The 21,439-nt window shown below is 65.7% G+C and carries 20 protein-coding genes; 4 read left to right on the top strand and 16 right to left on the bottom strand.

Annotated elements, in window-relative coordinates; all coding sequences use genetic code 11:
* The first annotated feature begins 26 nt into the window (after positions 1-26).
* On the top strand, positions 27-545 hold the full coding sequence (locus tag ACN0WF_RS06145; RefSeq protein ID WP_417771920.1) for an OmpA family protein: 519 nt from the start codon (positions 27-29) through the stop codon (positions 543-545).
* Positions 546-822: 277 nt separating this feature from the next.
* Positions 823-1,035 carry a hypothetical protein gene (locus ACN0WF_RS06140; protein ID WP_417771919.1) on the top strand — a complete coding sequence of 71 codons (213 nt, stop codon included), beginning with the start codon at positions 823-825 and terminating at the stop codon, positions 1,033-1,035.
* A 264-nt stretch (positions 1,036-1,299) separates the two neighbouring features.
* On the opposite strand, the gene rpsL is transcribed toward ACN0WF_RS06140, so the two are convergent.
* From rpsL to mutM, 9 genes are all read right to left on the bottom strand, one after another.
* Positions 1,300-1,671, bottom strand: coding sequence for a 30S ribosomal protein S12 (gene rpsL / locus ACN0WF_RS06135; RefSeq protein WP_293719129.1), 372 nt, complete (start codon positions 1,669-1,671; stop codon positions 1,300-1,302).
* A gap of 113 nt (positions 1,672-1,784) precedes the next feature.
* Positions 1,785-4,238 carry a DNA topoisomerase (ATP-hydrolyzing) subunit B gene (gene gyrB, locus ACN0WF_RS06130; protein ID WP_417771918.1) on the bottom strand — a complete coding sequence of 818 codons (2,454 nt, stop codon included), beginning with the start codon at positions 4,236-4,238 and terminating at the stop codon, positions 1,785-1,787.
* A 189-nt stretch (positions 4,239-4,427) separates the two neighbouring features.
* Complete coding sequence (locus ACN0WF_RS06125; RefSeq protein ID WP_417771917.1) at positions 4,428-5,045, bottom strand: LysE family translocator; 618 nt, start codon at positions 5,043-5,045, stop codon at positions 4,428-4,430.
* A 22-nt stretch (positions 5,046-5,067) separates the two neighbouring features.
* Positions 5,068-6,207 carry a DNA replication/repair protein RecF gene (gene recF / locus ACN0WF_RS06120; RefSeq protein ID WP_417771916.1) on the bottom strand — a complete coding sequence of 380 codons (1,140 nt, stop codon included), beginning with the start codon at positions 6,205-6,207 and terminating at the stop codon, positions 5,068-5,070.
* Positions 6,208-6,290: 83 nt separating this feature from the next.
* Positions 6,291-7,409, bottom strand: a complete 1,119-nt coding sequence (gene dnaN / locus ACN0WF_RS06115; protein WP_417771915.1) for a DNA polymerase III subunit beta — start codon at positions 7,407-7,409, stop codon at positions 6,291-6,293.
* 195 nt (positions 7,410-7,604) lie between these two features.
* Positions 7,605-9,092 (bottom strand): chromosomal replication initiator protein DnaA, encoded by a 1,488-nt coding sequence (gene dnaA / locus ACN0WF_RS06110; protein WP_417771914.1) that lies wholly within the window; start codon positions 9,090-9,092, stop codon positions 7,605-7,607.
* A 1,243-nt stretch (positions 9,093-10,335) separates the two neighbouring features.
* Positions 10,336-10,602, bottom strand: coding sequence for a 30S ribosomal protein S20 (gene rpsT, locus ACN0WF_RS06105; RefSeq protein ID WP_417771913.1), 267 nt, complete (start codon positions 10,600-10,602; stop codon positions 10,336-10,338).
* A gap of 183 nt (positions 10,603-10,785) precedes the next feature.
* A complete protein-coding gene (locus tag ACN0WF_RS06100; RefSeq protein ID WP_417771912.1) occupies positions 10,786-11,559 on the bottom strand; it encodes an enoyl-CoA hydratase in 774 nt (257 codons plus the stop codon).
* 143 nt (positions 11,560-11,702) lie between these two features.
* Positions 11,703-12,620 carry a bifunctional DNA-formamidopyrimidine glycosylase/DNA-(apurinic or apyrimidinic site) lyase gene (gene mutM, locus ACN0WF_RS06095; protein WP_417771911.1) on the bottom strand — a complete coding sequence of 306 codons (918 nt, stop codon included), beginning with the start codon at positions 12,618-12,620 and terminating at the stop codon, positions 11,703-11,705.
* Positions 12,621-12,827: 207 nt separating this feature from the next.
* On the opposite strand from mutM, the gene ubiE reads away from it, so the two are divergent.
* Both ubiE and ubiB read left to right on the top strand, forming a co-directional pair.
* Entirely contained in the window at positions 12,828-13,625 is a 798-nt protein-coding gene (gene ubiE / locus ACN0WF_RS06090; RefSeq protein WP_417771910.1) for a bifunctional demethylmenaquinone methyltransferase/2-methoxy-6-polyprenyl-1,4-benzoquinol methylase UbiE, read from the top strand.
* 7 nt (positions 13,626-13,632) lie between these two features.
* Complete coding sequence (gene ubiB / locus ACN0WF_RS06085; RefSeq protein ID WP_417771909.1) at positions 13,633-15,201, top strand: 2-polyprenylphenol 6-hydroxylase; 1,569 nt, start codon at positions 13,633-13,635, stop codon at positions 15,199-15,201.
* A 27-nt stretch (positions 15,202-15,228) separates the two neighbouring features.
* Here the strand turns inward: ubiB and ACN0WF_RS06080 are convergent, their stop codons facing one another.
* The 7 genes from ACN0WF_RS06080 to ACN0WF_RS06050 form a co-directional block, all read right to left on the bottom strand.
* Positions 15,229-15,879: an alpha-ketoglutarate-dependent dioxygenase AlkB family protein gene (locus ACN0WF_RS06080; protein WP_417771908.1), complete on the bottom strand. Its 651-nt coding sequence runs from the start codon at positions 15,877-15,879 to the stop codon at positions 15,229-15,231.
* 169 nt (positions 15,880-16,048) lie between these two features.
* Positions 16,049-16,831, bottom strand: a complete 783-nt coding sequence (locus tag ACN0WF_RS06075) for a succinate dehydrogenase iron-sulfur subunit (protein ID WP_417771907.1) — start codon at positions 16,829-16,831, stop codon at positions 16,049-16,051.
* 57 nt (positions 16,832-16,888) lie between these two features.
* Positions 16,889-17,731 (bottom strand): FkbM family methyltransferase, encoded by an 843-nt coding sequence (locus ACN0WF_RS06070; protein WP_417771906.1) that lies wholly within the window; start codon positions 17,729-17,731, stop codon positions 16,889-16,891.
* A 156-nt stretch (positions 17,732-17,887) separates the two neighbouring features.
* Entirely contained in the window at positions 17,888-19,717 is a 1,830-nt protein-coding gene (sdhA, locus tag ACN0WF_RS06065; protein ID WP_417771905.1) for a succinate dehydrogenase flavoprotein subunit, read from the bottom strand.
* 4 nt (positions 19,718-19,721) lie between these two features.
* A complete protein-coding gene (gene sdhD, locus ACN0WF_RS06060) occupies positions 19,722-20,105 on the bottom strand; it encodes a succinate dehydrogenase, hydrophobic membrane anchor protein (RefSeq protein WP_417771904.1) in 384 nt (127 codons plus the stop codon).
* Positions 20,106-20,117: 12 nt separating this feature from the next.
* Positions 20,118-20,516 (bottom strand): succinate dehydrogenase, cytochrome b556 subunit, encoded by a 399-nt coding sequence (gene sdhC, locus ACN0WF_RS06055; protein WP_417771903.1) that lies wholly within the window; start codon positions 20,514-20,516, stop codon positions 20,118-20,120.
* A gap of 150 nt (positions 20,517-20,666) precedes the next feature.
* Entirely contained in the window at positions 20,667-21,347 is a 681-nt protein-coding gene (locus ACN0WF_RS06050) for a sulfate transporter family protein (RefSeq protein ID WP_417771902.1), read from the bottom strand.
* Positions 21,348-21,439: the final 92 nt, after the last annotated feature.

Below are 21,439 nucleotides of genomic sequence, written 5' to 3'. Positions count from 1 at the left end.
CACATGCGCTCAAAGGAGCTTCGACCGTGATCCCAGCCACGCCGCGCCGGACGCTTGCCGCAATCGCCGCAACGTTCGCCCTTCCCCTGCTGCTCGCCGGTTGCAACACCGTGGAGACGGCGGCGACGCCCAATGTCACCAATGCGCCGGTGGCCGGTTTCGCCAATCTTTCGCCCGGCAGCGAGGAGGACTTCATCCTCAATGTCGGTCGACGCAGCTATTTCAAGTCCGGCTCGGCCGAGCTCGACGAGACCGCGCGCATGACCCTCGACAAGCAGGCTGCCTGGCTCATGGCCAACCGCTCCTGGTTCGCCAAGATCCAGGGCTTCGCCGACGATCCGGGCAGCGCCGCGGCCAACACCGCGCTCTCGACCCGCCGGGCCGATGCGGCAATGGCCTATCTCGTCTCCAAGGGGGTTTCCGCAAACAGGCTCTGGGCCAAGGGCTATGGCACCGATCGCAAGGTGCGCGCCTGCCCGGAGGAAGAATGCAAGGCCCAGAACCGCCGCGTCGTCACCAACCTGCGCGAGGAACGCGAACGCTGAGGCCGGTCACCTCTCTCTGGCGCGTCGCTTCACCCGTTGTGCGGGTGGCGGCAAGCCTTGCGTTTACCAACATGCCGCACTGCAAAATGAGCATGGCTCCCATGCCTGATTCGCGCTTGGTTCGCGGCCATGTGACACTTATATAAAACCTGTGTTTGACGGCCGGGCGAGATCCACTGCCCGGCTTTTTTTGCGGTTCGCCCCCCTCCATGCATTGGCGCTCTCAGAGCGACAGGCCGTTCGGAAGGTCGTCCCGCTCATTCCAAGAGGTATGACAATGACCGAACTTCGCTTGCCGCGCTCCGGACAGTGCAAGTGGGCCGAGGGAACAGGTGGCGACTACACCTTCCCGTGCCGCTCCCGCGTTGCTCCCGGCGTCTCCTATTGCGACGAGCACCACGCGCTCGTCTACATCTCCCCGGAAGACCGTCGTCGCAGCCGTGAGAGTGGCCAGGTCGCCTTCCGCGCCCAGAAGCGCATCGCCGCCTGACACCCTTCTCCTTCGTCAATCGGCGAAGAACGATTCAGACGCTCCGAGAACCGCCGCACCTAGTGCCGGCGGTTTTCTTTTGCGTAATTCTGCAAGAAAAGAAGCGCGAAAAGCCGTTCGCAGCCATGCCGGCGCGCAAAAACGCACAAAAAATGCCCCCGGCCGACGGCCAGGGGCATTGTTCTCGCGCACACGACGAATGCGAAGCTGCGGCGCATCGGGCGGCGGCGCGGAGTGACCCCGCGCGCCAGCCCCGGGCGCTGCTTACTTCGGACGCTTGGAGCCGTAAAGCGAACGACGCTTCTTACGATCCTTGACGCCCTGGGTGTCGAGCACGCCGCGGATCACGCGGTAGCGCACGCCCGGAAGATCGTTCGGGCCGCCGCCGCGCACGAGCACCACAGAGTGCTCCTGCAGGTTGTGACCCTCGCCCGGGATGTAGGCGGTAACTTCGTTTCCGTTGGTCATGCGCACACGGGCGACCTTACGAAGAGCCGAGTTCGGCTTACGCGGGGTCGTCGTGTAGACGCGCGTGCAGACTGCGCGCTTCTGGGGGTTTCCACCCAGCGACGGCGTCTTGGACTTGTTAACGGACGGCTTGCGGTTCTGGCGAACCAACTGATTGATTGTCGGCATCGTTACTTGCAGCTTGTTTTCGAGGAATGTCGTGGTCGCTCCTAATAGGGGGAACGACCGTGGTTGTCAAAGGGAGAATCCCCATTTCCGGCGCAAGACCGCCATTCGGTCGATCAAACGTCGAGATTCGCCACCGCGAGCGCATTTTCCTGGATGAAGGTCCGTCGCGGATCGACATCGTCGCCCATCAGCTTGGTGAAGATGTCATCGGCCGCATCGGCCTCGCGGATCTTCACCTGCAGCAGCGAGCGAACGTTCGGATCGAGCGTCGTCTCCCACAGCTGCTCGGCGTTCATTTCGCCCAAGCCCTTGTAGCGCTGCATGGAAATGCCCTTGCGCCCTTGTGCGAAGACAGCATGGAGCAAGGCCCTGGGGCCGCGGATGGCAATCTCGTTGCCCTTGCGCGACAAGGTCGAGGCCTTGCCGTAGACCTCCTGCAGGTGGGTCGTGCGGGCATCGAGCTTGCGGGCATCGGAGGAGCCCAGAAGCGCCGCGTCGATGGTCGAGACCTCCTTGACGCCGCGCACGGTGCGCTCGAATTCGAGGTCGCCGTTTTCCAGCACCTTGCCGACCCAGCCACGCTCGAAATCATCGGCGAGAATGTCGAGACGCCGGGCGATATAAGCCGCGGCGTCATTGGCCTTTTCGCGGTCGCGCAGCACCTCGTCGTTGAGCGCGCCGGCAATCGCCGCCTGCTCCACCACGTCACGGTCGTAGCGCGCGTGCAGGCCGTCGAGCACATAGGCCACCTGGCGGGCGCGCTCGACCACGTCGTGCAGATCGGCTCCGGTGCGCACTTCGCCGTTTGCCAGCGTCAGCGCGCTTTCTTCAAGTCCGCCGTCGATCAGGTAGCGCTCCAGCGCCTCCTGATCCTTCAGGTACTGCTCGGAGTTGCCGCGCTTCACCTTATAGAGCGGCGGCTGGGCGATATAGATATAGCCCTGCTCGATCAGATCCGGCATCTGGCGGAAGAAGAAGGTCAGCAGCAGCGTGCGGATGTGGGCGCCGTCGACGTCGGCGTCCGTCATGATGATGATCTTGTGGTAGCGCAGCTTCGCGAGGTTAAACTCCTCCTTGCCGATGCCAGTGCCAAGCGCCGTGATCAGCGTGCCGATCTCGTTGGAGGAGAGCATCTTGTCGAAGCGGGCCCGCTCGACGTTGAGGATCTTGCCGCGCAGCGGCAGGATCGCCTGATTCTCACGGCTGCGTCCCTGCTTGGCGGATCCGCCAGCCGAATCGCCCTCGACCAGGAAAAGTTCGGCCTTGGACGGATCGCGCTCCTGGCAGTCGGCAAGCTTGCCCGGCAGCGAGGCGACGTCGAGCGCGCCCTTGCGACGGGTCAGCTCACGCGCCTTGCGGGCGGCCTCGCGGGCGCTCGCGGCTTCCACCACCTTGGAAACGAGGATACGCGCAGGGGCCGGATTTTCCTCCAGCCACTCCGACAGCGCCTGGCTGATCGCGCTCTCGACCACCGGGCGAACCTCGGAGGACACGAGCTTGTCCTTGGTCTGCGACGAGAACTTCGGATCCGGCACCTTGACCGACAGCACGCAGGTAAGCCCCTCGCGGCAGTCATCGCCGGTCAGCGAGACCTTTTCCTTCTTGAGCAGGCCCGACTGTTCGGCATAGCTCGTCACCTGTCGCGTCAGCGCGCCACGGAAGCCGGCCAGATGGGTGCCGCCATCGCGCTGCGGGATGTTGTTGGTGAAGCACAGAACCTGCTCGTGATAGCTGTCGTTCCACCACATCGCCGCCTCGACGGTGATCCCGTCGCGCTCGACGCTCATCGTCACCGGCGCCTCGATCAGCGGATGCTTGGCCCGGTCGAGATAGCGCACGAAGGCTTCCAGACCGCCCTCATAGAAGAGCTCGACGGCATTCTCCTCGACGCCACGACGGTCGGTCAGCAGAATCCGCACGCCGGAATTGAGGAAGGCGAGTTCGCGCAGCCGATGCTCGAGCGTGCCGAAGTCGAACTCGATCCTGGTGAAGGTCGCCGGCGACGGCAGGAAGGTCACTTCGGTGCCCTTGCGCCCCTCGCTCGGGCCGACGACGGCGAGCGGCGCCGCTGCGTCGCCGTCGTAAAACCGCATCTTATGCTCGAACCCGTTGCGCCAAATCCGCAGGTCGAGCCAGGTCGACAGCGCGTTGACGACGGACACGCCAACGCCGTGCAGGCCGCCCGACACCTTGTAGGAGTTCTGGTCGAACTTACCGCCGGCATGAAGCTGGGTCATGATGACCTCGGCCGCCGAGACGCCCTCTTCCGGATGCAGGTCGGTTGGAATGCCGCGCCCGTTGTCGGTCACGGTCACCGAGCCATCGGCGTTCAGCGTCACGGTCACACGGTCGGCGTGACCGGCCAGCGCCTCGTCGATGGCATTGTCGACGACCTCATAGACCATATGGTGGAGGCCCGAGCCGTCATCGGTGTCGCCGATATACATGCCCGGGCGCTTGCGCACCGCGTCGAGCCCCTTCAGGACCTTGATCGAGCCGGCGCCGTATTCGTCGGCGCCCTCGGACGATTGCGGATTGGGCTCGCCGGTCATCGGTGTGTCACTCATTCGAATCAGATGCTCGCTGGGTCTCGGGTGTCAGACTGTTATACGGGGTTGAACGGCACGTTCAACCAACCGTCACGAAGCGTCCTGGCCGCGGGTTTCCGCACGCCCCTGCGGGATCGCCGCCGCGCCTCGCGCGCGGCGCCAAAGGCGAACCCGTGCTTTGCTTGTCGCACGGCTTTCGGGCATTTTTTAGCGCGCGGCGATCGCCACCGCCGCGCCCGCCATCATGGTTCCGGCACCGCGGTTCAAAAGGCGCACCGCGCGCGGGCTGGCAAAGAGTTTGCGTGCCCGCTCGGCCGCCACGCAATAGCCGCCGAGCACCACCGCCAGCACCGAGAAGGTGACCAGGCTAAGCTCGAGATAGCCAAGCACTGTCACCGTCTCGAGCGCGATGATGTTGGGCAGCAGCGCCAGATAGAAGACCATGGTCTTGGGGTTGCCGAGCGTCAGCGCAAGACCGGCCAGCGTGAGGCGCAGGTCGCTCTCGCGCGGTCCCGCGGGCACATCGGTGCGAATGCCGGCCGCCGGGGCGCGCCACATCTTCCAGGCAAGCCAGACGAGATAGGCAGCTCCCAGATATTTCACCAGCAGGAAAACCGTGCCGAACGCCTTGGCGACGACGGCAAGTCCGGCCACGGCAAAGCCGAGCCAGACCAGATCGCCAATGACGATGCCGAAGCAGAAGGCGGCAGCGCCCTCGCGACCGCGCGCAAGCACGCGCGCGACGATGGCGGCGACGCCCGGACCGGGAATGACGGCGGCCACGAAAAGGGCGCCGGCGAAGAACAGAAGAGGAGCGAGATCCATGCGGGAAGGAACCTTGAAACGATCAGCCGGCACCATACTCCGAAACGCCGGCATTGGCGACATGTAGAAGCATGCTTCCCGCCGGAAGATCGGCGAAAAGCTGCGGATCGGTGCCGGTCATCAGCACCTGCAGGGAGAGGTCGTGCAGCCTGGCGAACAGCGCCCGGCGGCGGTCCGGGTCGAGATGGGCGGCCACCTCGTCGAGGAGCAGCAGCGGCGTCATGCCGGCGGTTCGCGCCGTCACGTCCGCATGCGCCAGAATGAGGCCGATCAGCAACGCCTTCTGTTCCCCGGTCGAGGCCATGGCCGCCGGCATGTCCTTGGCCAGGTGGGTGACCACGAGGTCGGAGCGATGCGGCCCCATGAGCGTGCGCCCGGCGGCGCGGTCCCTGTGGCGCGAAGCCGCCAGCGCCTCGCGGTAGCGGTCCTCCAGGTCTCCGGCGGCCAGGCCCTCGGCCTCCTCCTCGAAGGCGCCGGAAAGCACGACGCCGGCCTGCGGAAACGGCAGTCCGAGTTCCGCCTGGGCGATGATGCGGGCGGCGAGAAGCGACACCGTCTCACGCCGGGCATAGCTGACGGAAATCGCCAGCGGCGCGAGCTGTGCCTCCAGCGCATCGAGAAAGCCTGCAGCCCCGCCTTCGTCGAGCAGTCGGTTGCGCGCGCGCAGGACCTTCTCCAGATCCGCCACCCGCCGACCGTGACCCGGATCAACCGCGAGCACCAGACGGTCGAGAAAGCGCCGCCGGTCGCCCGCCGGCCCGGTGAAGAGCCCGTCCATCGCCGGCAGCAGCCAGAGCACCCGCAGATAGTCGAGAAGCCGGTCGGAGCCGCGCACGTCCTCGCCGTCGATGCGCACGCGCCGGCCGGTGTCCTGCGGCCCGTGGCCGACGCCAAGGCGCGTCTCGCCCGCCGGACCCTCGAGCCTTGCCGACACCGCGAAGCCGCCTTCGCCGCCCTTGCGGATGATGTCGTCAAGCTGCGCCCGTCGCAGGCCGCGACCGGCGGTCAGCAGCGACACCGCCTCAAGCAGGTTGGTCTTGCCAGCGCCATTGGCGCCGACAAACGCGACGAGCCCCGCGCCGAGACGCAGGGAGAGGCTTTCGTAATTGCGGAAATTGGACAGGTTGAGGCTGCGGAGCGCAACCCGCACCGGCTCGCTCATCGCGGTGTCGCCTTCCTGTGGCGGCCCGCCCGGTCGCCCGGCCGGGCCTGCCCGTCGCATGGGATCTCGCTGTCGCCGCGACGTCAGACGCGCATCGGCATCAGAACGTAAAGCGTGTCCAGCGACCCCTTGTCCTGGATCAGCGTCGGCGCGCCGGCATCGGCGAAACGGAATGTGGCCGTGTCGCCGCGAAGCTGGCCGGTGATCTCCAGCAGGTAGCGCGAGTTGAAGCCGATCTCGAGCGGATCCGCATCATAGTCGATCGCCAGTTCCTCGGTCGCGGAACCGGAATCCGGGTTGACCACGGTCAGGATCATCCGCCCCTCGGACATGGCGAGCTTCACAGCGCGGCCGCGCTCGGAGGAGATCGTCGAGACGCGGTCGACCGCGGCCTTGAACTCGTCCCGGTCGACAAGCATTTCCTTGTCGTTGTTCTGCGGGATGACCCGGCCGTAATCCGGGAAGGTGCCGTCGATCAGCTTCGAGGTCAGGACGACATCGCCCGTGGTGATGCGGATCTTGGTGTCGGAGATCTCGACGCGCGTCTCGGCGTCCGGCGCCTCGAGCAACTTCTGGATCTCGCCGACGGTCTTGCGCGGCACGATGACGCCGGGCATGCCCATGGCACCCGCGGGAGCCGGCACCTCGGCACGGGCCAGACGGTGGCCGTCGGTGGCGACGCCGCGCAGCCGGTCGCCGTCCTCGCCCGCCACCGCGTGCAGATAGATGCCGTTGAGATAGTAGCGCGTTTCCTCGGTGGAGATCGCGAACTGGGTGGCGTCGATGATGCCGCGCAGGTCGGACGCCGGCAGCGTGAAGCCGTGGGTGAACTCGCCGGCGGTGATGTCGGGATAATCCGCCTCGGGCAGCATCTGCAGCGCAAAGCGCGAGCGCCCGGCGCGGATTTCCAGAGTGGCGTTGTCCGACGATGTCTCGAGCGCCACCTGCGCACCCTCGGGCAGCTTGCGCACGATGTCGTAGATCATGTGCGCCGGCACGGTGGTGCCGCCGGGCTGCTCGACGAGCGCGGCGACGCGCTCGGAAATCTCCAGATCGAGGTCCGTCGCCTTCAGCAGCAGCTGGCCGCCTTCGCAGCGCAGCAGGACATTCGACAGGATCGGGATCGTGTTGCGGCGTTCGACGACACGGTGAACATGGGTCAGGGACTTCAGGAGGTCGGTCCGCTCAAGAGTCACTTTCATTGCGTCGTCCATTGTCGAGAAAAAGGGCACGAAAGCCGGAAATCACGCGAAGTTACGCGACTGCGAAATGGGCGATGACACTGCCCCGTGAAACATCAAAATGCAAGAGGCCGGACACGGTTCGCACCCGTTCCGGCCCCGCCTGGATGGTGGATTGCGGGGGCGAGGCACGCCTCGCCCGCCGGCATGCGCCGATCAGCTGTCGAGCATCCGCTTCAGCAGATCGAGCTCCTGCGCCAGCGCCGCGTCGTTGCGCGCCAGATCCTCGATCTTGCGCACCGCGTGCAACACGGTGGTGTGGTCGCGGTTGCCGAAGCGGCGGCCGATCTCCGGCAGGGAGCGCGGCGTCATCATCTTGGCGAGATACATCGCGATCTGGCGCGGACGCACGATGGTGCGGGTGCGCCGGGCAGACAGAAGATCCGCCTTCGAGACGTTGTAGTGCTTCGAGACGACCCGCTGGATCTCCTCGATCTTGACCCGGCGCGGCTCGGTGTTGCGCACCAGATCGCGCAGCGTGGTCTCTGCCATCTCCTGGGTGATGGGCTGGCTGGTCAGCTGGTTGTGCGCCATCAGCCGGTTGAGCGCGCCTTCCAGATCGCGGCCGGAATTGCCGACGTTGCGGGCGACGTAGTCAAGCACGGTCTCGGGCACCGCGAAGCCGGGATGATTGCGGCGCGCGACGTCGATGCGGCTGGTCAGGATGGCGCGGCGCAGCCCGAAGTCCGGCTCGGAGATGGCGACAACCAGGCCGCCGGCAAGGCGCGAGCGCATGCGCTCGTCGAGCGTCTCCAGATCCGCCGGCGGACGATCGGCGGCGACCACCACCTGACGCGCGCCGTCGATCAGCGCATTGAGCGTGTGGCAGAACTCCTGCTGAACCTGCTTGCCGTGCAGGAACTGCATGTCATCGATCAGCAGCAGATCGATCTTGCGCAGCGTGTCCTTGAAGGCGAGCGCCGACTGCGCCTTGAGCGCGGCCACGAAGCGATACATGAAATGCTCGGCGGTCAGATAGAGCACCTTGCGCCCGGCCGCCTTGGCGGCGCTGGCGATCGCCTGCATCAGATGCGTCTTGCCGAGGCCGACCGACGCATGAACGTAGAAGGGATTGAAGGTGACGCTTGCGGCGGTCGCCACCTGGCGGGCAGCGGCCAGCGCAAGCGCGTTGGACTCGCCCTCGACGAAGGAGGTGAAGGTGTACTTCGGATCGAGCGCGGCGCCCTCCAGGCTGTCCTCGCTCTCACGCATGCCCTGAGCGGCGGAGGGCGTCATGGCCTGGCCGGCCGCGCTCTGGCGCGGCTCACCCTTGGCGGCGAAAGTGTTGTCGACGATCTTCACCGGCGCGGACGCCGGACGCGCGGCGGCGGTGCGGGCCGCCGCAACGCTTGCCGGACGGGCGCGCACGGCACCGCGAACGGTCAGCTCGATGCGGTGCACATCCTCGCACTCGCGCTGCCACAGCCCCATGAGGCGATCGCGGTAATGCGACTGGATCCACTGCTTGAGGAACCGGGTCGGCACGGAAAGGCGCACCGTGCCATCGATGTGATCCTCGAGATCAACGCGGGCGAACCAGCTGCTGAAGACATCCTCGCCAAGTTCGGCGCGCAGCCGCTTCTTGACGCGGGTCCATTGGTCGATGCCTGCGGTCTCGGGTGCCGGCAGTTCCTGCAAGTTCATCGTGATCGCCTCCAAAAAACCCACGGAACCGTCCGCCGCCGCAGCGCCCGTGGCTTTTGTCCTGTTATCCGGTCGTAAGACCGGTCTTTTGTTGTTCGGCCTTTTGACCGTTGTCGCGTTCCCGACCGCCGGGCGGACGGGACGCAAAAGCCCTGCTCCGGGGCGCAAGCGAATGCGTCCCGTTTCGTCTTCCGGCATCTGCTGGCCTGTCGGTATTGCGCCGGCGTCTTCCGCCTCGCAACCGCAGGCTCGCGAGAATGCGGAACCCTCGATTGATTTTTGAGAACCCGCTCCCGGCGATGCCGTGAGCGGCTGGCGCGGTCGGGGTCAGAGCGCCTTGCGCCCACCACCCCATCGCGCCGGAGCGGCACAGAAAGTCGATTGTGCTCCCATCGTCAAGCCCCTCAATCCCGTCTTCTTCACCCCACAGCCGGACTGTGTCGGCGCGACCACCCTGGAACCGCCGATTTGTGCCATCGACAGCGCTCTCACCACTCCGCCCACCGGCGGCGTCGGAGCTCACCTGGGGCCAAAGGCCGCAAGCCGCGCCGACACGACATCACATGGCAACAGACAAGAACTTCCCTCACCGCCGATCTTCATCGACAGCTATTCATGCCTGCGATTTGCCGGATTTCGCTACTCTTTACTCAAGAGTACAAAGTCTCTCGACGGAAGAAACAGTGGAAGCGACAAAGCCGCCTGGCACAAAGCGCCTATATCTGTCCAACACCATATTTTGGCGCAAATATACCATCGCTCTACAAGAGGCCCTGTCGTTTTTGTTTTCCGATTTAGTCAGGCGGGCGCCTGATGAAGAGACCATACACAGGGGCCATGCGGCCCGCAACATGGACTCTCGCCATTTCGCAAGGCCGCTCCGCCGCAGGCCGAAGCCGCCGCAAGGGAATGCCCGGCGGAGCCGTTTGGAAGGCGTTTTGACTCAACGTGTTTTGCCGACGGAAGAGGCGTGAATACCCAATTTGCTGTGCACGAAAAAAAATTTTTACCCATCAATCTTGACAAGCGCCAACGGCGAAGACAATCCGCTCGAGCCTTCCAACATGACGCTAGATTATTGTTTTTAATAAGATTTTCGTGCCATGAGGCCGACCGCGGCAATTTCTCGAATCATGCCTAATTATTAGTCGGATGGGCGCCGCGCATGAGTACGGCGGCTAAAGAAAAACCCGACCAAAAGGCCGGGTTCTGTAGCTCGCAACAGATCCTGAAACGGATCTCGTCAGGCACTCAGCGCCTTCACCCGCGCGTTAAGGCGGGAGATCTTCCGGGACGCAGTGTTGCGATGGAAGACGCCCTTGGTAACAGCGCGCATCAGCTCCGGCTGCGCAACCTTGAGTGCTTCGCCCGCTGCAGAGTGATCGCCGGAAGCAATCGCTTCCTCGACCTTGCGCAGGTGCGAGCGCACCCGGCTGCGGCGGGCCTTGTTGATGGCCGTGCGACGCTGGATCTTCCGCGCCGCCTTCTTGGCCGAAGGGGTGTTGGCCATGGTGGTTCCTGATCGGTTATGTGAACAGTCCGCTCGCCGACATCTCGACAACCGCGGCTGTCCCAGTCAAACGAAAGCGGCGGCGGAACGAGCCGCCACCGGTCGATGAGGTTTATAATCGCCGCCCCTCGCCCCGTCAACGTGAAACTCGCAGTTTTTCGGGGATCGACACGGACGACCTGTTCAGCGGTTCTTGAACTGGGGCGCACGCTTCTCGACGAAGGCGGTCATGCCCTCGCTTTGATCCTCGGACGCGAACATGGAGTGGAACACGCGGCGCTCGAAACGCACGCCCTCGGCGAGCGTCGTCTCATAGGAGCGATTGACGCTTTCCTTGGTCATCATCGTGATCGGCATCGAGAAGTCGGCGATCTTTTCCGCCACCCGCAGCGCCTCGTCGACCAGGTCCGCGACCGGCACGACCCGGCTCACAAGCCCGGAGCGCTCGGCCTCCTCGGCGTCCATCATGCGCCCGGTCAGGCACATCTCCATCGCCTTCGACTTGCCGACGAAGCGGGTGAGGCGCTGGGTGCCGCCGGCACCCGGCATCACGCCGAGGGTGATCTCGGGCTGGCCGAACTTGGCATTCTCCCCGGCGAGGATGAAATCGCACATCATCGCAAGTTCGCAGCCGCCGCCCAGCGCGTAGCCGGCGACGGCAGCGATGATCGGCTTGCGGAAGCGCGACACCTGATCCCAGGAGGTGATGAAGTCCTTGGTGTAGGCTTCGATATAGGAGAGCGAGCTCATTTCCTTGATGTCGGCACCGGCCGCAAAGGCCTTCTCCGATCCGGTCAGAACCACGCAACCGATCTTGTCGTCCTTCTCATACTGCGCCAGCGCTTCGTTCAGTTCGGCGATGAGCTGCGAGTTGAGAGCGTTCAGTGCTTTGGGACGATGCAGGGTGATCAGGGCAACCCGACCACGCTTCTCGACCTGAATATTCTCGTATCCCATGGGACCTCCCCCGAGAGACTGGCAATGCGCGTTTCGGCCGCGCCGCCTTCCGGGATCAAGGCGTAGCCGAAGCGACAGCCCCCCGCAACCGGGCATTCCTCCCGCCACCGGCAGCCCGCAGGGGTTGCCACGCCGCCCGACTGCTATTTCTGGCAGCGCGGGCAGTGGAAGGTCGAGCGCCCGCTCTGGACGATGCGCGCGACGGCGGCGCCGCAGCCAGGCGTGCGGCACGGTTCTCCCTCGCGGCCATAGACGGAGAAGGAATGCTGGAAATAGCCAAGCTCGCCATTGGCCTGGCGATGGTCGCGCAGGGTCGAGCCGCCGGCGGCGATCGCCTCGTCGATGACCGAGCGGATGGCGTCCGCCAGCCTTTCGGCGCGCACACTCGCCCGCCCCGCCTTCGTGGCGATCGTGCCGGCCGGCGCCACCGGCGACAGGCCGGCACGGTAAAGGGCCTCGCAGACGTAGATGTTGCCGAGCCCGGCGACCAGGCGCTGATCGAGAAGCGCGGCCTTCAGCGGCGCCGCCTTGCCGGCAAAAAGCCGGGCCAGCAGATCTCCGTCGAGCGCGTTTCCGGCCGGTTCGACTCCGAGGTTCCTGAAATAGGGGTGGCTGGCGATCGCCTCGCGGCGAACCATGGTCATGAAGCCGAAACGGCGCGGATCATTGTAGACGATGCGCATCGGCACACCGCCGGCGGCGGCCTTCAGGCGGAAGACGACATGGTCATGGGCCCGGGCTTGCGAGCGCGGATAGACAAAGGCGTGCGCGGCGACGGTTTCCGCCTCGCCTCCCACGGCCTCGCCGTCCGTCTCGATGCGAAAGGCGCCCGACATGCCGAGATGGGCGACAATCACCTCGCCATCGTCGAGATCGGCAAGCAGGTACTTGGCGCGCCGTCCGAGCGAAAGCACCCGGCGCCCGGCGACGCGCTCGGCGAACCGCTCGGGGAAGGGAAAGCGCAAGTCCGGGCGGGCGAGGTCCAGCCCGAGAATCTCGGCGTTCTCGAAGACCGGCGCAAGGCCGCGCCGGACCGTTTCCACCTCGGGAAGTTCAGGCATTCCGCGTTTCTCCAGGGTCAGTGAAATCGCGGCAGCGCCGCCCAGACGGTCTTTGCAGCCGCACCGTCTTTCGTCAATGGCACCCCCTCCCCCGACCGATTGCCGCATGCCCGTGCAGGCGGGCGCTGTGACCGTGACCTGCCTGCGAAAATGCTGTAAGGCAACAACCGAACGCGACCAGCGCGCGCAAGCGAAACGGAGACGGACATGACCGGCAGCACAGGATCGGATCGGGCACGCACGCAAGGGCCCGAGATGGCGACGAGCTTCGGCTTCCGCAACGTTTCGGAAGGCGCCAAGCAGCCTCTCGTCAACGACGTCTTCCATCAGGTGGCGCGTCGCTATGACCTGATGAACGACCTCATGTCAGCCGGCATGCACCGGGTGTGGAAGGATGCGATGATTTCTGTCCTCGCCCCCCCGCGCAGCGACGCGCGCGCCTACAAGGTGCTGGATGTGGCGGGCGGCACCGGCGACATCGCCACGCGCATCGTCAACCGCAGCGGGGCGCGCACCGAAGCCGTCGTGTGCGACATCAACGGCTCGATGCTGGCCGTCGGCCGCGAACGCGCGGAAGCTGCCGGGCTCGGCGAGCGGCTCACCTTCATCGAGGGAAATGCCGAGGACCTGCCCTTTCCCGACCGATCCTTCGACGCCTACACGATCGCCTTCGGAATTCGCAATGTGCCGCGGATCGACAAGGCGCTGAGCGAGGCGCGCCGGGTGCTGAAGCGCGGCGGCCGGTTCCTCTGCCTCGAGTTCAGCCAGGTCGACGTCGCCGGGCTCGACCGGGTCTATGACGCCTTCTCCTTCAACGCGATTCCGACCATCGGCCGTTTCGTCACCGGAGACGGCGAGCCCTACCGCTATCTGGTGGAATCGATCCGCAAGTTCCCCAATCAGGAACGCTTCGCGGAAATGATCCGCGAGGCCGGCTTCTCGCGTGTCGACTATCGCAATTACACCGGCGGCATCGCGGCGCTTCATTCCGGCTGGGCGATTTGAGGACCTGATGGCCGTCGTTTCACTCTTCCGGCTCGCGCGCGCCGGCTTCGTCATGGCGCGCGAGGGCGTGTTCGGCATCGTCGACCTGCCCGACCTTCCGCCGGCGCAGAGGCTTGGCGTTCGCCTCGTCAGACTGTTCGAGCGGCGCGCCGCCAAGACCAAGGCTGCCGACAAGCGCCTTTCCGACGCGCTGTCGCGGCTCGGCCCCTCCTACGTCAAGCTCGGCCAGTTCATGGCGACCCGCCCGGATGTCGTCGGCCGTGAAATGGCCATCGACCTCACCGCCCTGCAGGACCAGATACCCTCGTTCCCGATGGAACAGGCGCGCAAGGTGGTGGAAGACCAGCTCGGACGGCCGGTGGAGGAGATCTACGAGAGCTTCGGCGAGCCTGTCGCCGCCGCCTCCATCGCCCAGGTCCATCCGGCAACGCTGCGTGATCCCGACGGCACACTGCGCAAGGTCGCGGTGAAGGTGCTACGCCCGGGCGTCGCGGAGCGGTTCCGGCGCGACCTCAAGAGCTACTATCTGATCGCACGGCTGATCGAGCGCTTTCACCCGCCCTCCCGCCGGCTGCGGCCGGTGGCGGTGGTCGACACGCTCGCCCGCTCCGTCGAGCTGGAAATGGACTTCCGCCTGGAAGCGGCCGCTCTGTCGGAAATGGGCGAGAACACCGCCGACGATCCCGGCTTCCGCGTGCCTGAGGTCAACTGGCCGCGCACGGCCAAATGCGTCCTGACGATGGAGTGGATCTCCGGGCGCAAGCTCTCCGACGTTGCCGGCATCGAGGCCGACGGGCACGACCTGCCGGCGATCGGCGCAACCGTGATCCAGTCGTTCCTGCGCCATGCGGTGCGCGACGGCTTCTTCCACGCAGACATGCACCAGGGCAACCTGTTTCTCGAGCCGGACGGCACGCTCGTCGCGGTCGACTTCGGCATCACCGGCCGTCTCGGACGGGCGGAGCGCCGCTTCCTCGCGGAAATTCTCTTCGGCTTCATCACCCGCGACTATCGACGGGTGGCGGAGGTGCACTTCGAGGCCGGCTACGTGCCGGCGGATCAGGATGTCGAGGTCTTCGCGCAGGCGATCCGCGCCATCGGCGAGCCGATCCACGGACACGACGCTTCCGAAATCTCAATGGCCCGGCTGCTGACCCAGCTTCTCGAGGTCACCGAGCTCTTCAACATGCGCACCCAGACACAGCTCATCATGCTGCAGAAGACCATGGTGGTGGTCGAGGGCGTGGCGCGCACGCTTAACCCGCATCTCGACATGTGGCGCACCGCCGAGCCGGTCGTTCGCCAATGGATCGAGCGCAACCTCGGACCGGCCGCGCGGCTGCAGGATGCGGCAGGCGGCCTTGGCGCGCTCGGCCGGCTTGCCGCCGACCTGCCGCTGATGGCCGAACGGGCGCAACGGCTTTCGGGTGAGATCGAGCGCATGGCGGAACACGGCCTGCGCTTCGACCGGGAAACCGCCGAGGCCATCGGCCGGGCGGAAGCCCGCCATACCCGCTCCGGAAGGCTGGCGCTGTGGGTGATCGCCGCCCTTCTCGCCATCGCCATCTTCACCTGAGACCGCCCGCACCTGGGATGTGACGCCTCAGTCGGTCACCCGGCGCAAGGTCAGGTTGAGACGGCCGTCGTCGCGCAGGAGCGTCGAACTGCCGGCCAGGATGCGGTCTATGCCGTGATAGGCGAGCCGCGCCGCGCCACCCAGAACCACGACATCGCCGGACGCCAGCCGCAGCGATCGGGTGCGCGCCTTGCGCGTCGTCCCGCCGAGGCGGAACATTGCCGTGGCGCCGAGCGAAATCGAGATGACGGGAGCGGAGAAGTCCGCCTCGTCCCTGTCCTGATGCAGGCCCATGCGCGCTTCGGGACCGTAGAAGTTGACGAGACAGGCCTGCGGGTCCCTGGCGCCCGGGGCAAGCGCGCGCCAGAGCGCCAGCAGCGTGTCCGGCAGTGCCGGCCATGGTCTGCCGGTGACGGGATGCGCCGGCTGATAGCGGTAGCCCGAGACATCCGAAACCCAGCCAAGTGGCCCGCAATTGGTCATGCGCACGGAGAAGGGCCGGGCCGTTCCCGGCATCACCGGCGTGAAGAGCGGCGCCTCAACCACGACGGCGCGGATCTCGTCGAGAAGCGCCTGCTGGGCGCTCCTGTCGAAATGGCCAGGCAGCAGCCGGAAGCCCTCCGGCGCAACAAAGCCGCCAGCGCCCTCGCCGTTTCCCGCCGCCCGCGTATCGTTCATCGCCTCTCCCCGCCGTGCCTTTCCTGCCTCGCGCGGGCTCCCCGCCCGCCTGCCTGCCTGCCTTGGTCAGAAGCGTGCGCCCGCGCATCTAGCGAATGCCACCCGAAAACGGAGAAAGGCGGGCAAATGCCCGCCTTTTCCGAAAACCGTCGTCCACGCAAGGCGTCGTTCAGACGCGGCGCTCGACCATCATCTTCTTGATCTCGGCGATGGCCTTGGCCGGATTGAGGCCCTTCGGGCACGCCTGCGAACAGTTCATGATGGTGTGGCAGCGGTAGAGGCGGAACGGATCCTCGAGGTTGTCGAGACGCTCGCCAGTGGCCTCGTCGCGCGAATCGATCAGCCAGCGATAGGCCTGCAGAAGCACGGCCGGGCCGAGATAACGGTCGCCGTTCCACCAGTAGCTCGGACAGGAGGTCGAACAACAGGCGCACAGAATGCACTCGTAGAGACCATCGAGCTTGACGCGGTCCTCGTGGCTCTGCAGCCACTCCTTCTCGGGGGCCGGCGTCGTCGTCTGCAGCCACGGCTCGATCGAGCGATGCTGGGCGTAGAAGCGCGTCAGGTCCGGCACGAGATCCTTCACCACCGGCATGTGCGGCAGCGGGTAGATCTTGACCACATCGCCGGCGACCTCATCCTCGCCCTTGGTGCAGGCGAGCGTGTTGGTGCCGTCGATGTTCATGGCGCAGGAACCGCAGATGCCCTCACGGCACGAACGGCGGAAGGTCAGTGTCGGGTCGATCTTGTTCTTGATGTAGATCAGCCCGTCGAGAACCATCGGCCCGCAATCGTCCATGTCGACGAAATAGGTGTCGATCCGCGGGTTGCGGCCGTCGTCAGGGCTCCAGCGGTAGATCCGGTATTCCCTGAGGTTGGTCGCTCCGGCCGGCTTGTCCCAGACCTTGCCCTTTCCCACCTTGGAATTCTTGGGAAGCGTCAGCTGTACCATCTCTCGTCGCTCCGCTTTCTGGAACCGGCCCGCTTGCCGCCGGCTCCCTCGGGGTCGTCAAGCACTGCGCTCGAAGACCGTGTTGTCACTGGTCGCGCCGACGGCGCGGTAACCGAGATCGGCAAGGACGGCAAAGCAGTCCGTTTGCCAATGATCCCGGCAATTGGTTTCGATCATGATCGCCGACGGCCGAAGCTCGGGCCCGGTCGTCGCGAGATAGGGAATGAGCGCGCGGTCCTCGAAGCCTTCCACGTCGACCTTCAGAAGGTCGACCCGGCCGATCTCGCGCGCCGACAGAATGTCCGCCAGAGGGCGCACTTCGACGTCGCGCGGCAGCCAGTCTCCCGCCCATTCGCCGGTGGTCAGCTCCGGCAGGAGGGTGGCGAAGCCGCAGTTGGTCGGTTCGGACCAGAGCTCGAGCCGCCCCGCCTCGGCTCCGACGGCGACACGCACGATCTCGACGTTGTCGAGGCCGTTCGCGGCGGCGTTGAAGGCGAGCCGGTCGGCCGTCGCCGGATTGGCCTCGATGGCGATGACCCGCGCGCCGCGACTGGCGGCGACGAGCGCATGGCTGCCGACATTGGCTCCGACATCGACGAAGATGGCACCATCCCACAGATAGGGCGCGACCAGACGGTGCTCGGCCCGCTCCGGAAGGCGCCCCTTCGCCAGGATCTTGCGATCATCGTAGTTCGACCCCGGATAGAGGCGAAACCGCAGCCCTTCGGCTTCCGCGTCATAAGGCCCGGCGAACCGGCGGGCGACGAGCGCCCGGAGCCTGCGCCGCAGCGCGACGGCAAGCTCGTGCCGGTCGGCAAGCCTCCAGAAGAAGCGCGACACCGCGTTCGCACGGTAGGTGCCGAAGGGAGAGGTCAGGTCGGGGAGCGCCACGGATGTCATTCCCCCCTCCCCGGCATGAGCGCGACCGTCGCTAATGCACGCACGATCCCCACGGCCGCGGAGACTTCCGCGGCCGGCACGAGGCGGGACATCTTCGCCGCAGTGGCGGAAGGCCTGCCTTGTGGACGGGATCGCACCTGCATCATCGCCGTCCGATCAGTAGACGCGCGCCTTGGGCGCGATCTTCTTCGGGTCGATGCCGCCTTCCTCGAAGGTGGTCAGCGGTTCGGTCACCACGGGACGGTAGTCGAGCGTCACCTTGCCGGCATCGTCGACCCAGGCAAGCGTGTGCTTGCGCCAGTTCTCGTCGTCGCGGCCACCGAGCGGCCCGTCCTTGTAGTCCTCGCGGGCATGAGCGCCACGGCTTTCCTTGCGCGCCTCGGCGCCGAAGACCGTGGTGATGGCGTTGGCCATCAGGTTCTCCAGCTCCAGCGTCTCGACCAGGTCGGAGTTCCACACCATCGACCGGTCGGTCACCTTGAGATCGGGAAGCTCGCCCCAGATGTCCGTCAGGCGCTTGCAGCCTTGCTCCAGGCTTTCCTGGGTACGGAAAACGGCCGCGTCCTCCTGCATCGCGCGCTGCATCTTCTCGCGAAGAGCCGCCGTCGGCGTGCCGCCGTCGGCATGGCGCAGGCGGTCGAAGCGGGCCATGATCTTGTCGCAAGAGGCCTCGTTCGGCGTCGGAATCTCCGCCTTGCGGTCGATGACCTCGCCCGCCCTGATCGCCGCCGCACGTCCGAACACGACGAGATCGATCAGCGAGTTGGACCCCAGGCGGTTGGCGCCGTGGACCGAGGCGCAGCCTGCCTCGCCAACGGCCATCAGACCCGGCTGGATGCGGTGCGGATCGTCCTTGGTCGGCGCAACGACCTCGCCCCAGTAGTTGGTCGGGATGCCGCCCATGTTGTAGTGCACGGTCGGCAGGACCGGGATCGGCTCCTTGGTCACATCGACGCCGGCGAAGATCTTCGCCGATTCCGAGATGCCCGGCAGACGCTCTCCCAGGATGTCAGGATCGAGGTGATCCAGATGCAGGAAGATGTGGTCCTTGTCCTTGCCGACGCCCCGACCCTCGCGGATCTCCATGGTCATGCAGCGCGAGACGACGTCGCGCGAGGCAAGGTCCTTGGCCGACGGCGCATAACGCTCCATGAAGCGCTCGCCCTCGGAGTTGACCAGATAACCGCCCTCGCCACGCGCGCCCTCGGTGATGAGGCAGCCGGCGCCGTAGATGCCGGTCGGGTGGAACTGGACAAATTCCATGTCCTGCAGAGGAAGGCCCGCGCGCGCCACCATGCCGCCGCCGTCGCCGGTGCAGGTATGGGCCGAGGTCGCGGAGAAATAGGCGCGTCCGTAACCGCCCGTCGCCAGCACCACCATCTTGGCGGAGAAGCGGTGGATGGTGCCGTCGTCGAGGTTCCAGGCGATGACGCCCTGGCAGACCCCGTCATCGGACATGATCAGGTCCAGCGCGAAATACTCGATGAAGAATTCCGCGTTGTGACGCAGCGACTGGCCGTAAAGCGTGTGCAGGATGGCGTGACCGGTGCGGTCGGCGGCCGCACAGGTGCGCTGCACCGGGGGGCCTTCGCCGTAGTTCTGCATGTGGCCGCCGAAGGGACGCTGGTAGATGCGCCCGTCCTCGGTGCGCGAGAAGGGCACGCCATAGTGCTCCAGCTCGTAGACCGCCTTCGGCGCCTCGCGGGCGAGATACTCCATGGCGTCGGTGTCGCCGAGCCAGTCGGAGCCCTTCACCGTGTCGTACATGTGCCACTGCCAGCTGTCCGGCGTCATGTTCTGCAGGCTGGCGGCAATGCCGCCCTGCGCTGCCACAGTGTGCGAGCGCGTCGGGAACACCTTGGTCACGCAGGCCGTGCGCAGCCCCTGCTCGGCCATGCCGAGCGCGGCGCGCAGACCCGCGCCACCGGCGCCGACTACGACCACGTCATATTTGTGGTCGACAAACGAATAGGCTTTTCCTGCCATCGGTTCAGCCTCCGAAGCTGATCTTGAGGACGGCGAAGACCGACGCGAAGCCGATGAAAGCCGAGAAGAAGGTGTTTGCCATCAGCGTCAGGAACTTGAGGCCCTCTCCATGCACGTAGTCCTCGATGACCACCTGCATGCCGAGCTTCATGTGATAGACGCAGTTGACGATCGTCAGCAGCAGCACGATGGCGACGAACGGATTGCCCAGCGCGGCGACAACGTCCGCCTGGTCGCTGCCCTGCAGGGATACGACGAGGATGATGAAGAAGATCATCAGGAAGACGTTGGCCACAGCGGTGACCCGCTGACGCCAGAAATGGGTGGTGCCGTCGCGGGCGGACCCGAGGCCGCGAACACTGCCGAGCGGCGTGCGCATGTCAGTCATGATCGTGCTCCCTCAACGCACAGCGTAGCCGACGATCCAAAGCAGGATCGTCACGCTCACCGAACCGATGATCGTTGCCCGCGCGAACCACTCGCGCGCCTCCCGTCCGAAACCGTGCCCCATGTCCCAGACGAAATGGCGAAGACCGCCGAGCATGTGATGAACCAGTGCCCAGGTGAAGCCGAACAGCACCAGGCGGCCCAGAATCGACCCGTAGACGGCGTTGACGAACGCGAAATAGTCCGGTCCGGCAGCGGCGGCGACGAGCCACCACGCAACAAGGATCGTGCCGAAATAGAGCGCGCATCCGGTGATGCGGTGCAGGATCGACATGATCATGGTGAGAATTGGCTTGTAAATCTGTAGGTGCGGCGAAAGCGGCCGGCTGTTTTTCATCCCGACATCCGACATGGCGCGTCTCCTGTCTCCCTCGCCATAACGCTTACGTAAACGTCAGGCATATCAGGACCTTGTCCTGCTGCCTTCTAGCGCCATCGCGCCGGCACGTCAAAGTATCCTATAGGCCGATGCTGAATGAAAGGTACCGGAGACGCGTGTCGATCAGTTGCGGACGCGCAGACCTGACGTAATGGTAAGCCGCTTGTGCAGGTGCACCATCATCACCGTCGCGAAGATCGGCGTCAGCAGATTGAGAATGGGCACGGCAAGGAAACCAGCGATCAGCAAGCCAGCAAGAAACACCGTTGTTCCATGCGCCTTGCGGAACGCGCGCGCTTCCTCGGGTGGACGAAACCGCATCGCCGCGAACTCGAAGAACTCGCGTCCCAGCAGGTAGCCATTGACCACGAAGAAGGCGACGAGATTGATGCCCGGCACCAGCAGGAGCAGCAGCGCCAGCAGGTTTCCCAGGATGACGATGCCTGTGAACTTGATGGCCTGGGGAATGGACTGGCCGAGCGGCATCGCCCTGCCGGGCGGATCGGCGGGATAGTCCGACCGCTCGACCACCTCGGCGATGTCGTCCTGAAGAAGGCCGGCGATGATCGCCGTGACCGGCGCCACGAGAAACCCGAGCAGGAAGACCGCGCCGATGCCCGTCAGCAGCGTGAGCGCGGTCTCGAGCCAGGGATAGGGCAAGACGACGAAGCCGGAAACCGCGCCGTTGAGGCCGAGCCAGACAAGAAAGAGCAGCAGCAGCGTGTAGCCGAGCGTCTTCCAGAAAATTGCCCTGAGCGGCGGTTCGAAGATCTGGGTGAGTGCGCGCAGCGCGGATGCGATCATGGGCTCCGTGGTCCGGTTCGGCGTTTCTTCCCTCTCAGGTAGGCACCGGCGCGGCGCGGCGCAAGCGCCGATGCCGGACCCCTCCGCCCCGG

The organism is Stappia sp. (genome assembly GCF_048268045.1).
In the GTDB taxonomy this organism is placed as follows: Bacteria; Pseudomonadota; Alphaproteobacteria; order Rhizobiales; family Stappiaceae; genus Stappia.
Note: the sequence above shows the minus strand (reverse complement) of the source record. Positions and strands in the feature narration are given on the sequence as shown.

Excerpts from the sequence above, each read along its gene's own strand:
- mutM (WP_417771911.1), bottom strand. The coding sequence starts at position 12,620 with ATGCCTGAACTTCCCGAGGTGGAAACGGTCCGGCGCGGCCTTGCGCCG.
- ACN0WF_RS06075 (WP_417771907.1), bottom strand. The coding sequence starts at position 16,831 with ATGGTACAGCTGACGCTTCCCAAGAATTCCAAGGTGGGAAAGGGCAAG.
- gyrB (WP_417771918.1), bottom strand. The coding sequence starts at position 4,238 with ATGAGTGACACACCGATGACCGGCGAGCCCAATCCGCAATCGTCCGAG.
- recF (WP_417771916.1), bottom strand. The coding sequence starts at position 6,207 with ATGAGCGAGCCGGTGCGGGTTGCGCTCCGCAGCCTCAACCTGTCCAAT.
- ACN0WF_RS06100 (WP_417771912.1), bottom strand. The coding sequence starts at position 11,559 with ATGGGATACGAGAATATTCAGGTCGAGAAGCGTGGTCGGGTTGCCCTG.
- ACN0WF_RS06140 (WP_417771919.1), top strand. The coding sequence starts at position 823 with ATGACCGAACTTCGCTTGCCGCGCTCCGGACAGTGCAAGTGGGCCGAG.
- rpsT (WP_417771913.1), bottom strand. The coding sequence starts at position 10,602 with ATGGCCAACACCCCTTCGGCCAAGAAGGCGGCGCGGAAGATCCAGCGT.
- sdhD (WP_417771904.1), bottom strand. The coding sequence starts at position 20,105 with ATGACTGACATGCGCACGCCGCTCGGCAGTGTTCGCGGCCTCGGGTCC.
- ACN0WF_RS06125 (WP_417771917.1), bottom strand. The coding sequence starts at position 5,045 with ATGGATCTCGCTCCTCTTCTGTTCTTCGCCGGCGCCCTTTTCGTGGCC.
- sdhA (WP_417771905.1), bottom strand. The coding sequence starts at position 19,717 with ATGGCAGGAAAAGCCTATTCGTTTGTCGACCACAAATATGACGTGGTC.
- ubiE (WP_417771910.1), top strand. The coding sequence starts at position 12,828 with ATGACCGGCAGCACAGGATCGGATCGGGCACGCACGCAAGGGCCCGAG.
- ACN0WF_RS06070 (WP_417771906.1), bottom strand. The coding sequence starts at position 17,731 with ATGACATCCGTGGCGCTCCCCGACCTGACCTCTCCCTTCGGCACCTAC.
- dnaN (WP_417771915.1), bottom strand. The coding sequence starts at position 7,409 with ATGAAAGTGACTCTTGAGCGGACCGACCTCCTGAAGTCCCTGACCCAT.
- dnaA (WP_417771914.1), bottom strand. The coding sequence starts at position 9,092 with ATGAACTTGCAGGAACTGCCGGCACCCGAGACCGCAGGCATCGACCAA.
- ubiB (WP_417771909.1), top strand. The coding sequence starts at position 13,633 with ATGGCCGTCGTTTCACTCTTCCGGCTCGCGCGCGCCGGCTTCGTCATG.
- rpsL (WP_293719129.1), bottom strand. The coding sequence starts at position 1,671 with ATGCCGACAATCAATCAGTTGGTTCGCCAGAACCGCAAGCCGTCCGTT.
- sdhC (WP_417771903.1), bottom strand. The coding sequence starts at position 20,516 with ATGTCGGATGTCGGGATGAAAAACAGCCGGCCGCTTTCGCCGCACCTA.
- ACN0WF_RS06050 (WP_417771902.1), bottom strand. The coding sequence starts at position 21,347 with ATGATCGCATCCGCGCTGCGCGCACTCACCCAGATCTTCGAACCGCCG.
- ACN0WF_RS06080 (WP_417771908.1), bottom strand. The coding sequence starts at position 15,879 with ATGAACGATACGCGGGCGGCGGGAAACGGCGAGGGCGCTGGCGGCTTT.